The following is a 12,855-nucleotide window of genomic DNA, read 5'->3' on the forward strand; positions in this document are numbered from 1 at the left end:
AATCTTGTAGTTACCCTTCCACCAGTAGCGTAAAATTCACCATTTCCCTACCTTCGCTTATGGCAACAACCAGCATTTTCACCGCCCTCCTCTAGAGGGAGAATTCCAATAATATTCAACATGAGGCACATAAAACTGCTTATTGCTGACTCAAATTTTCCTTATTCAAACACTTATATTTATTGTCTTGGGGTAAAGCAGCCTTGAGCCAAAGGAAGCCAAGCCGTGCCGAAAGCTTGGAGGCACTGGGGCAAAGGGAGCCCGGAAAGACACGGGAGGAGAGGGACGAGACAGACGTGGCTGCGAGCAGCCGCCAGATGGCGCGGATAGTAAAGCTACCATCGGGAGCGGTAGACGCACAGTGGAGGCACTGGCAATCCGTGGGAGGGCAAAGCACTAAGCGGAGGTTCTTGATTGCCAGTGCCGGAACGCAGATGGCGGCCGCAGGGCTCGCATAACGCATGGGCAACGGGCGGGCTGGGCGGTATGGCAGGCGAAGGCATATAGCGGAAGGATGGAGCGGAGCCTTCGCCTGCCATTGCGGACAGGACGCAGGGAGTTGCCCGAACGGAGGAACGATGAGGAAAAAGCGTGACAAATTCCCAACCCGAAGGGCATTGCAAGTATGCCAAATGCCATGAAAGTGCCACAGCAGCACATGGGCATTGTTGCAATGATTTGGCGGGCTTTTTATCGAAGAGAGATGGAGAGAGTCCGATTTACCCTGCTATTTAACACTAACATTTACAGATATTGAATTTAACGGGTTATGCTCATAAAAATCTTGTTTCCCAAGGCCCAGCAGGACTGAAAGAAATAAAAAAAGAATCAGGAAAATTAAAATAGCTAGGGAAAGTTACTTCGGCCAACTTTGAAATGCCTTTGCTATAATCACCGATAGAAACAAAGGTATTTGCTCCTCTTTCAGGGGCTTTACCTCCAAGAATACCCAAGGGTCTTGTAGCACCAGAGTTAAGATGACATAATTCAACCAGCGGGTTTAATTGAATTGCAGCACTTGTATCAATTTTAAAAATTACCGGGCATTCATTTTTATATCTTCCAAAATGAATGTTTAATCTTTTCAAGTTAGGCCAAAAAAAAACTCTTGAATTAAGTAAATGTATAAATTGGCTTCTATTCCAACCATCTGTTAAGCATTTATCTAATGCGGCATTAAGTGGGCGTTGATCCCGTATACAAATCCTTTTTCCATTAATGTCAAGACTAATATGCTCAATTCTCCTATTCGTTTTTAAAGTCTCTCTCTCAGAATAATTCGAAAGGTCGATAAGCCTATTAGTACTATAAAGCTTTTTGGTTTCATAAATAAAATCTAAGTTCCTTTTATCAGTTAAATGATATATATAAGGGACTTTGTTTAACAATTCATTTTGCTCCATTTATTTCCAGTTTCTACGATCAATAATTGCCCTATAGTCAAAGCCGATTCCAATAAGTGATACTTTTACACCAGAACATCGTTCAATTTCTTCAATTAATTGTCTTGTTTCAGAAGTCAATTGGTCATATCTTCTTGCTTTTTCGTTCTTGATTGATATATAATCTGTAAATGTTAAAGCTATGTCAGTTGGCGAATTTAACTCACAGCCACGTCTAAACATTTCCCAACTAAATTCTGCAATCCGTCTGTCGATTTTAGTAGTAGTGGTTTTTTCTTTTTGGATTAATTCCTCAGCATTTTTTCCGGATCTTTTTGCAACAGTTTCCATATCAATTTCTTGGCTAACAAAAGTACCAGAAGTACCGCCAACCCTAATAGGGTATGTTCTAGTTACCATAATAATTTTATTAACCCTCTTAGGCGAAATGCCAGCTTCTGATAAGCATCCTGAAACGCTAGTATCCCGAGACGTCACATAGGGATATATTCCATGATGCAAGCTTAATCCGCTCCCTTGAGTACCTTCTAATAAGATTTTCTTATTATTACGGTACATATCTTCTAATATTTGGGCTGTATTGCCAATAAAAGGCTTTAACTTATTATTGTATTTAGCTTTATGTTTATCATCAGCATTTAAACGAGCTAAAATATTGTTAGAGGTTGCATACCCGACACCTTGAGCTGTAGATCCAATTGTTTTTTTGACTTTTTCCTCCTCAGAAATGTCGTTCTCTGATATAATAATAGCGTTTTCATCAATAAATAAACGACGAGAAAATTCATCTTCCACTTTATATTTTGCTATTTCCTCTAATAATTTATTGGCATTTATTACTGTTCCCGGTCCAAGTAATATTTTAGCGTTTTGATTTCTCCATGTGCCTGAAGGTAGCAAATGAAAAACATGCTTAGCAGGTTCTTCGTAAACTGTATGCCCAGCATTTGGGCCACCTACTCGCATCAGGCAGTCATAAAATGGGGCAATATGCCCGGCAATTTGCCCTTTTCCTTCAGACCCAAATTGACCACCAACAATTACATCTACTAACTCGTTTTTTGTAGGCGCCAATAATTTAAAAAAACTAGCTACCCTAATTAATACATCTTCCTTTGTGCAACGCTCCGAATCGATAACAAGATCTGCTTCTTCTTCAAGGGTATTTACTTGCGCTTCGGTTTTGTCTTTCTTTGCTGCTATATATTTTTGTTCGGATTCTTGTTGTGTTAAACTTTCAAATTCATTCCTTTGATAAAAACGTCGCTCAAGTATCTTTTTTGAGGCAACTAAGTGTATGTGAAAAACAGAATAGCTGTATGCTTTCCGAAAGCATTCGATTTGCTTTAAAATTCTAACAGAATCTACGACATACAAATTATGCTCTGAAAAAGTTTTTGAGAAAGATTCATTAAAGTTATCCAATACCCATTTTCCACCACCAGAGCTATCCAGGGATTCTCCCAATTTTTGAAAAAAGTTTCTTTCGGGCTTTTTGCCTGAAAGCTTTTTGTTCCCTATCTCTTTAAGCACCTCCCTAGTTTTTAATACTTTAAATGCAAAAGTATTCTCAAGACCTTTTGACAACGTTGATTTTCCGGCAGCAATTTCGCCGCTTAATAAGAGAATTATTTTTCTTTGGGCCATGTGGATTCTTCTTTAAATAGTGTCAGACTTGATTTTGTTTTTATATTAGGAACCTTCCCTGGAAGCATATAGATTGATACTTTTATATTTTTTCCAATAAGTTCATCATGAATAATCCCCATGATCATATTCCAATCGCCTTTAGCTTGACCTGCACCAATCATAGGCATATGAACAGTTGCCCCGATTTCCAATGCATAATCACTCAATTCAATTAGGCAATCCCTTAGGCTAGGATATTTTAGCGGGATTTCGCCATTTTTTTCAAACAGCCCTTTCTGGGCAAGCATTTGGCATATGTAAATATCTTTTTCTACTCTGAATGTATTCGTTTGGCCTAATTTAAATCTAGATTTATCCTCTTGCCATTTTTGCAACTCTGTTTTAACTAAAGGGAAATTCTTGGATAATGATTTACCGAAGCCTAATCCTAATCCTCCACTAGTGTTCACTACCTGTGCAATAATCTTAACACCTTCTCCTCTAGGTTTAGTTGCATCCCCAAATTCTAAAGTTATTTTCTTATCCTGTAGGTTTTCTTCGTAGGATCGTGGCGTAACAATAATCCCAACCCTCGCCTTGTTCTCTTTTCTTAAAGGAGATATTCCTATGCAATAAATATCATATTCATTGCCCAAGAAATCCCATTTTACAGTTTCTCTGGCAGACCAACCTGGAGCAGTGCATTCATATGCGTTAGATCCTTGCGGGATTACAAAATCATTTGGGATTTTAAGGCCAAATAAAGCTGACTCTTTACAATAATCTACCGCTAATTCATTGGGGTTTTTAAAATAGCAAATTATAACAGCACAAGGCTTGTCAACAACTTGAACAAACCGAAGAAACAAAGACTCAAGGGATGCTTTATATCCTTTTGCAAGTTCTATCAATTCTTCTAAGGTTATTTTATCAATTTTATTTACGTCATTTGAAAAAACAGCATAAGGCAATTGAAGTTCAGAAGCACCTATGTTACATAATTTTTCTAATTCTCTATTTTCCCTAGGGTCATCTTCCCTATCCCTAATTTGATCACCGCAATCTGAGAAGAAAGTATGAGCTATCTCATGAGCTACTGAAAAATTTATCCTAGTTGGCTTTTGAAAAGGATTATATTCTATAATAAAGCCATTCTTTCCTTTAGGAATTGTTCTTGCATCTAAAACTCCATCATTCGGTATAATATCAATATTCAAGAACTTTGCTAATTCAATTGCATTGAATGGGGGACCTGACCATCCATTTTGCAAAGCATTTAAAACAAGGGCTCTTGCTCGTGATCGTATTTCATCTTCAGGATTGGTGTTTCCTGATTCATTTATTAAATTCAAAATTGATTTATGCGCCCACTTACTCATAAGAACCACTTTTCCCTAGTTACTAATGCATAAAAGTACAGTAAAATTAATTTCATTGGGAGTTATTCTTTTTCTAACAAAAAAGTATAAATAATAACCCTTTATGATAAATTCCTCTCCCTTATTTTCTTTTTCACATATTGGTACACTGTTAAAGAATCTAGTTCTTTAACAATCAAAAATGTACCAACATGTCGCAAACAACAACAATTGACGCGTACCAAGCCGTCACGGACAGGATTATCGAACTTCTTGAAGCAGGCACCGTACCGTGGCAAAAGCCTTGGGTCGAGGCAGGGCTTCCCTGCAATGCAGAAAGCAGGAAGCCGTACAACGGCATCAACGTGTTCCTGCTCGCCTGTCTTGGCTACGAAAAGAACCTTTTCCTGACCTGGCAGCAAATCCAGCAATCTGGAGGCAAAGTGAAGCGGGGCGAAAAGGGGCATATAATCGTCTTCTACAAGAAAATCCAAAAGAAAGACGAAGGCAAAGAAAATGAGGATGCCAATGAAACCAAAAAGTCAAAGACAAAAGGATTCCTCCGCTATTACAAGGTATTCAACGTGGCGCAATGCGACAATTTGCCCGAAAAGTTCACAATTGAAGCCATGGCAGAACCGTTCTCCCCAATCGAGCAATGCGAAAGCGTCATTAATGCGATGCCTCAATGCCCGAAGATTACAGTCAAAGGGGAAAAGGCATTCTACGACCCCTTGGCTGATTCAATCCAAATGCCAACAAAGAAGCTGTTTCCGAAGCCCGAAAGCTATTACGCTACCCTCTACCATGAGCTTGTCCATAGCACTGGCCACCAGTCGAGGCTGAACAGGAAGGAAGTAGCAGAAAAGATAGATTTCGGATCGGAAAGCTATTCGCTGGAAGAACTGGTCGGGGAAATAGGCGCAGCATACCTGCAATCATTCACGGGCATCGTGAACGACTCGCACAAGAACAGCGCAGCCTACATTAGCAGTTGGCTTGAAGTATTAAAAAAAGACAAGCATTTCATTTTCACTGCCAGCAGAAGGGCGCAGCACGCCGTTGACTTCATCCTGAACAGGATCGAGGCGAAAGAAGCGGCATAATCCGTTCGAAAGCAGCAAAGCCTGAGGTTTTACCCTCAGGCTTTTTTCTTATAAATAATTCGCTATAATTATCTATATACATATCTATCTATATACAAAATTGAATGGTTAAAAGTTGATACAGATTGGCTTTCCAATGGCTTAAAAAAGAAATTTGAGGAATAAAACAACTGTTCTTTTGTAACATAATCTTTTGGTGGAAACCGTCTTGCTTTGAGGTTCGTCCACAACCTTTCACTAAATAAATATTCAATTATCGTGAATAAGGCTCACTTTGCCTAGATTGGAAGCATAGCCGCGGCCTTCTTTGAACGATGTGTTTTGCATTGTCCAAAACCACAACTGGTCTGTTTTTATTTGGAAAGAAAACAAGCACAAAAGCTTTATCACAAAATCCGATGTGATATTTTCAATTACAAACTAATGCTTTGCCTGTGTTATCAACTCTACAATTCCAAATCTACCATTCTTCATAAAGCCTGGAATAGGTGTCCAAAAAGGATCCTGATTCAAATAAGAATATTGATCTGCTTTCAATAAGCCAATAAACACTTCCCCAACAATTCTTCCTCCAACATTTCCTAGTTTTACTGGAATTGAATTGACTTCATTTTTTAACTCGTCGGTTATTTTTTTTCCTTTTATTATCTCATTTGCTTCGTTGGTAAAATTTTTAAGGGATTCTGCTAAAACATAGAACCAAAGAGGTGTATTACCTTTTATTGAATCCAACTCTTTAAAATCAGTAATAGCCTTATTTTCGGTGAGCCCGTCAAATGTAGCTTTGCCAATCTTCAATTCATTATCCGGAATTACTTTTAATCCCATAGTTTTAGCCACAGATTGCCCTGAGGGGAGTCCTAAACGCATACCGCGGATCAAATTCAATTCTGCTAAAGAGGGCATTGGCGGGATATGATCCGCAACAGCTTTAGGTAGATTTCCTAAAGGATTAACCAATGACGTATCAATTTTATATGCTGATTGCATTTTTTCTTTTGATAATGGGCTGGCATTATTTCCAAAATCAAAAAACAATCTCCAGTCAATAGCCATATTGCTTGCAAATTCTCCGAATCCCACCAAATCAGGAAAAACCAAAAACCTTTCATCATTAGGATCTACAGGTTTAGGGTTCTTTCCTGGATTTAGCCGATAAATTGGCCGGACCATAGAATGACCAAATCTATACGCAGCTCCCGAAAATTCTATCGGCATAAATATTTCTTTATGCCAGTTGAAGAACTTTAATTTCGGGGGTTCCTCATTGATTGTTTTTCCATTGGTCAGATTCGGGAGGATTTCATTGACCATATCTTCGCCAAGTATTGTTGGCAAAAAATCATGCAAAATAATCCATTGATAATGCCATCTTACAATATTTTGAACTGTTTCAAACGACGCATCTAGGCCATTGTCCTTTTGATAATCAACCACACGGTTATGAAATCTCAAAAACATACCATGCAATTGAGAAACTATCACATTTTCATCATTACGAGAATCTCCGGTCAATGCTCTTCTTGTATTACCGTTAGGATTATTCCTAGGCAAGTCTTGTGAAGGGGTATCTATCTTGGGATCTAATGAACTCTCATTGCCAGTCAATGGTTTTCCCAACAACATCTTTACAATATTGCCATCCATAGCATCGAAGTCATACATATAAGGCTGATCAGAGGGGCCGCGACCATAGAGAGAATCTAAATCAAAACGAGGCGTACGAAAATCCACCAAAGAATCAGGGTCATTTTGTTGCTGCAAACTACTTGCTGGATCGAAGGTAATATCATGGTCAAGGAACTGTCCCAGATACGTGTAGCCTGCAGCAATCCCTTTATTCTTTTTATTGCCTGTGTTTTCCTCATCATCAATCTTAGTTTCAGGGGTTTGTGGCCCATTATTAGAATCAACCATTTTTTTAGCTAAAAAGGATAATGTTTCCGGACTGTGCTTAGCAGCAGCCAGTGTCCTGAACATGCGTCCAAATCTCCCTTCAAAAGTAGAAGATTTCAAGGTGCTGTTTAGCCCCCTTATAATACCATGTTTAGAAAATGCTTTTAATTGTTTCATTTTTGATTATCTTCTTACCTACTCTATTCCGTTTTCGGCATCCCGTAGCTGGTTTAATAAGTGGCGGCCACACTTTTACAGTTTAGTTATTTTTTTAAAATATATCAATAATTATAAGTATCAAATACTTGTACTGCTTACATCAGCTTAAAACTCATAACATATAATTAATAACACCCGTGTCTAAATATTTTATTTGGTCGACATAAATTTCTTATTTATAAATATTAGTAATTGGTGGAAATTGTTGAGTAATGACCCTGAGACAATACAGATTATCCCTAAAAACATAAGCCACTTTTCAAGTGGGAAAGATATGCGGTTGATAATTATCAGTATAGCACCTAGTAGACTAATTAAAAATGGAGTGTACCCAATAAATTTTGATCTTTGGTATAAGATGAATAAGTGTAATCCGAAAAAAAGCACTAGAATTGGTAATAACCACTTCATATAAGGCAATTGTGATAATCCCAAACTGCCAAACATGCTCATATAGGCTGCCCAACATAATGGGCATTTTGGGAAAAAGGCAATCAGCATACCCAATAAAGCTGATGGTAGGCTAATTGCTGTTTTCTTTGTGATCAAAAAAAATCGTTGCTTTATGTTACTAGATTTTTTGTTGCATTTACAATTCTTGTTGGCACTTGCTAATATATTCATATTCGAACCAATTATTTTTAATAAAATGATTAGTTTTTGTAATGCTGTTGAGATGTTTAACAGAGCAAATGAAGAGCTAAATTATTTAAGTAATAATAAACCTAGCAAAAGTTCAAGCATACATAAATCATCTATTTTAAATAGTAAAGGCTTGCTTTATAAATTATATTAATCAGGCAGACCTTGACTATTTAAAAATTACATTGTTGCTTTATTTAAGCAATCCAAAATCCTTGTTTTTATTGGTAAAACAAGGATATGATTACTTATCCGGCTTAAAATCTCTTACTTCCAAAATGTATCCATTTTCATTTTTCTTGAGTGGGCCAGTGATTGTCACATTGAAGGAACCTCCATACGCCCTGACATCATTCTCAAGATTATGCCATGCATCTTGTTCAATTGGATCCAATGGTTGCGGTGATCTATTGGTATGGTCCCATTGAATTTTATCTTCCTTGACCATGGGATAAATCAGCAATTCCTGCCTAGTTGCACTGGCTTGCATTTTCAAGTTACCACCTTCATGAATATTCACAGTACCCCTTATGGTTACTTCTACGCCCCTATAAAGATGTGTGCCATTGGCGACCTCTGCGAACTGGGATGGCCATTTATCAAGATCAGGTAATCCTTCATTTTCGAGATAAACAAAGGCTGTGGAATCTTGCGCATTAGGTATGGGTCTAACCAATCTTACACCAGACAAACGCCCAAGGGTCTCATACGCACCGGCCCAGCAAGAGGATATCCCATAGGGGCATGTAGCAGTAACGCCAATTACTATAGGCGGCCTTGTTTCTTTGCTTGCAATAGCTGCATCCTGTTCGAAAGGGCTCATAACCTTAACGGAAAGTGGTTTAAAATTACTTGAGCCTGTTTCTAATAGTACATTTGTAATAGCTTGGCTGACAGTAGGGGTAATCTGTATGATTTTAGCTATGGAAGGCACTTTTTGCTTATTTAATACAAATAACATATAATGGCCTGGAGGACATACATTGCTGTTTTTTGGTGCAGTAATCGTTATTTTTACGTTATCCTGTTGAAATTTCAGAAAGTTAATACGTTGGTTGGTATTAAATGAATGCGTAACGGAAGACAACCTAATCCAAGTTATCAAACTCACTTCTTCAAGTTTATCTAACTCTATTTCAAATGAAGTTGAGTATTTGACATTTAGAGGTGCTGTTTTGATTACAGGACGTGTACCCTTGAAAAGGTAGGGTGGGGAAAATAGTTGCGCATCAGCATGGGTATCTTTTGGGGAATTTGCCTCACCGTCAACAGGGGCATATTCCCCACCGCCCCCACTAAAAACACGCCCGTCGGGCAACAACACGGCCGTAGAGTGATAGCAGCGGTCTACAGCTTCGGGAGCCATTTGAGTCCAAGTATCACTAGTAGCATCCCAAAGCTCAGGAATATGAACAGGCATTCCAGGATCAAGGTCATTAAAACCCTCCCCTTGGGATCCTCCAGTAACCAACACAGTACCATCAGCAAGTATAGTAGCATTATGCTGCCGTCGATGAAATTTCATATTAGCAGCAAGCGACCATGAGGGATTTTCCGTGCTAAAATCAATTTTTTCTGCGACATTACTTACATTTTGGATTTCTGGTGTTCCATTATCGGTTCCACCACCACCTCCTCCCCCAATAAAAATGATTTTCCCTTCATCATACATTACTGAAGGTGCATATTCACAGTTTCCGGTAATGCGTTCGCCAAGCTGAACCCAGTTGCCTGGTTTTCCCGATGAGAAGTTTTCAAAACGAAAGGTTCCTTTTCTTGGACCGGACATAAATAAGTCCCCATTTGGAACAACATGAAATCGCGGAAAGAGTGGGATACCTATAAATTGGGCAAGATCATTCCAGATATTATTTTCAAGAATTTGTGAAATCAGGTTACCTGTATTTGAATTTGGAGGAGGCTTAAGGGGACCTGTCGAAAAAGTGCCTCCACACACAAAAGCCCCACCGTCTGGAAGGGTTATAACTGTTGGATACCACCGACCATTGTTCATAACAGGTCCCGTGGCCCAAGTATCCTTAAATGGATCATAAAAGGTAGAACATTCTATACCTTGACTGTCAAAAAAATGCCCCCCAGTTACCAACAAGCGACCGTCAGCCAAAAAGGTATGACTAGAGCAAAAAAGATTTATATCCTTACCATTATGATCTTTGGGATTATTGCTTGTTGCTTTAGTAGGTGCCTTAGGATCAGCAGGATCCCAAAGGAAGGCATGTGTCTCATGTTGGTTTAGCGAATCAAAATCAGTGGTACCCGGAGGATTGCGACGCCCCCAAAACAAAACCTTTCCAGTAGGTAGCACATGTGTATGTATAGGAACATTTGGCAGGTCAATTTTATCTGACCACTTGCCAACAATAGCTGAATCACTCGTAGATATGGCAATCTCTGTTGTCTCTGTGTTTAAGATAAAGGGAGCAGTATAAGTAACTGATAAAGTATATGGAGCATCTAGAATTTCCCCAGATGTATTTGACAAGGTCAGACGTAATTGGTAGAAACCTTCTGCCATAGTGACAGCTGACAGAGCAGTATCCTTTGGCGTCTGAATTGTTAGAAATTGTTGGGCAGTGATTTCGCCATTTGGTGCCACTAACTCAAGCAAGATTGATGTGGTATCTTTCCATCCTGTAGTCACTGGTTTCAATTGTACTCGAATTGGGGAGTTTGAGGCACACCAGACTCGGCCAACCTGCACTTGTTTACCATTTTGAGCGGGGGGAATGTCCAAATCTGCAGCACCTTCAAAATCTTGAGTAACAGATTTTGTGGTGATTTCAAAACCTCCGCCTTGTCCATCGACACTATAGCAGACATATCCCAATCCATTTATATTTTGGGGAATGGTAATCGTTACATTTCCGTTGCCGTCGGTAATCGCATTAGGTGCATGTCCGCTATAATCATGCAATACCTTATTCGCTCCAAACCCAGTCGCTACAGTGATAGTTCTGGAAATACCTGGATCGTTGTTCAAACCAACGAGTAAATGCGCCCCACCCATCCGCTCGTAAGCGAATACATCAAAGTCCTTCCAACGTTGTTGGGTAGATCCAGAAGCAAGTTTTTCATGGATCCAGATTAGGTTATCAATCTGGGGTTTCAGTTTATACCCGTCTGGTCCCATGTCATAATCCCTATAATAAACACAGGGATAACCCTCTGACGTCAAAATATAAGCATACCCGAGAATTTTATTAAACACAATGCTATCAGAATTGGACAAATCGGTATCATGGTTTTCGACAAAAGTCACAGAGTTCATAGGTGATATTCCAGTAAGTCCAGCATGGTCTAGGTCAGACATATTGAAACGACCAGGATTGTTGCACATTGAGGTTAGGATAAACTTTAAAGGGAAATCGAAAGCACTTGAACGCCCGCCCATACCCTTGGGATTGAAAACCCAGCCATTTACTAAAACTCTATTTCCGTCAAAATACTCACCTACTGCAAACTTCCCTGCCATTGACTTACTCTCTAGAAAAGGTCGTAGGAAATCCGTTGAGAGACCTTTTACGTCGTCAAGTCTATATCCTTGTACATCAAGTGCCCTTGTCAGCCAATCCGAGGCCGCAATCAGGTTATCAAAAACATAATGTAGTGGTTTTGCATTAATCGGAGCTAATTCACGACCAAAAGGTTTATCATCGGCTGGCGAACCGCCTAAATGTGAATCACGGTCAACTTGGGGTAAAAAGTTCAAAGGATTTTTCTCGAAACGTCCGATACCAAGAGTACCATCGGCACCTGGATACCTGAATACAAAAGGGGGCATTTCAGACGGTATTTCATCTCCGCTCCGGTGGTGTTCCACCATATCCAGATACACATCTAAACCATTGGCACGAAGTGTGGCTACACATCTTTGCAATTGCTCGCGGCTTCCAAATCGGGTCTCTTTTACAAAATCTTTAATGCTATGAAGATTGTTAAGGTTTTTCTGCTCCTTGGATCCGATATCATAGTCATCATACGGCCCATAGCCATCTGCACTTGGATTGATCCCAGAAGAAGTCTTTAAAACTGGAGGCAACCATACTGCCGAAAAACCTGCTTTGCGTAAGGAATTGGCCTCTGTAGCCAAGTTGTCCCACCACCAAGGTACTGAAGTGTTACCATCTGCAGGAGAAGGGACAGCATTGTTCGGCTTTTTCTTGTAAAAGCCCTGAAGAAGTACACCCATAACTTTTATATTAGTTTTTATGAATTCATATATTTACGCCGTTTTTAACGCTCTTTAATAAAAGGGACAGCTAATTTTTCCAATAAAAATTAAACAATACCCTTAGGTAATATTGCAATTGCATTTTAAAGTTGTCATTCCAATGCCTTAAAGTTTAGCTCCCAAAGGAGCATCAATATCAATCGTCAATGAATTAGCATTTCGACTATTAGGGTACTACCTGTAAGAATAAAAAAAATTGAAGTCCCCACCAGTTTAAATTCAGTTATGTTTTTATGCCTGTATTTTTCCGTTTTTCGGCATCTTAAGACTGTTTTAATACAGTAGCAAAAGCACTTTTTTTAGAGTATGAATCAAATGCGAATATTTATTCCGCAAATGTGCATAGCTTT

At 39.1% G+C, this 12,855-nt stretch carries 6 protein-coding genes; 1 reads left to right on the forward strand and 5 read right to left on the reverse strand.

Annotation, left to right across the window (positions count from 1 at the left end):
• Nucleotides 1-773 precede the first annotated feature (773 nt).
• Genes ACHFIY_RS11620 through ACHFIY_RS11630 form a run of 3 tightly spaced genes read right to left on the reverse strand, consistent with a single transcriptional unit; the run spans nucleotide 774 to nucleotide 4,411 of the window.
• Nucleotides 774-1,403, reverse strand: coding sequence for a DUF7002 family protein (locus ACHFIY_RS11620; RefSeq protein ID WP_410846264.1), 630 nt, complete (start codon nucleotides 1,401-1,403; stop codon nucleotides 774-776).
• Nucleotides 1,404-3,050, reverse strand: a complete 1,647-nt coding sequence (locus ACHFIY_RS11625; RefSeq protein WP_410846265.1) for an adenylosuccinate synthetase — start codon at nucleotides 3,048-3,050, stop codon at nucleotides 1,404-1,406.
• Nucleotides 3,032-4,411, reverse strand: coding sequence for an ImmA/IrrE family metallo-endopeptidase (locus ACHFIY_RS11630; RefSeq protein ID WP_410846266.1), 1,380 nt, complete (start codon nucleotides 4,409-4,411; stop codon nucleotides 3,032-3,034). Before ACHFIY_RS11630 ends, ACHFIY_RS11625 begins: the two co-directional genes overlap by 19 nt.
• Before the next feature lie 191 nt (nucleotides 4,412-4,602).
• On the opposite strand from ACHFIY_RS11630, the gene ACHFIY_RS11635 reads away from it, so the two are divergent.
• Entirely contained in the window at nucleotides 4,603-5,496 is an 894-nt protein-coding gene (locus ACHFIY_RS11635) for an ArdC family protein (protein WP_410846267.1), read from the forward strand.
• Nucleotides 5,497-5,916: 420 nt separating this feature from the next.
• On the opposite strand, the gene ACHFIY_RS11640 is transcribed toward ACHFIY_RS11635, so the two are convergent.
• Together ACHFIY_RS11640 and ACHFIY_RS11645 are read right to left on the reverse strand one after the other, a co-directional pair.
• A complete protein-coding gene (locus ACHFIY_RS11640) occupies nucleotides 5,917-7,569 on the reverse strand; it encodes a peroxidase family protein (protein WP_410846268.1) in 1,653 nt (550 codons plus the stop codon).
• A 928-nt stretch (nucleotides 7,570-8,497) separates the two neighbouring features.
• Nucleotides 8,498-12,463 (reverse strand): galactose oxidase-like domain-containing protein, encoded by a 3,966-nt coding sequence (locus ACHFIY_RS11645; RefSeq protein ID WP_410846269.1) that lies wholly within the window; start codon nucleotides 12,461-12,463, stop codon nucleotides 8,498-8,500.
• Nucleotides 12,464-12,855: the final 392 nt, after the last annotated feature.

Origin of the sequence: Parasediminibacterium schistidii (assembly GCF_046546515.1) — a bacterium.
Lineage (GTDB): Bacteria > Bacteroidota > Bacteroidia > Chitinophagales > Chitinophagaceae > Parasediminibacterium.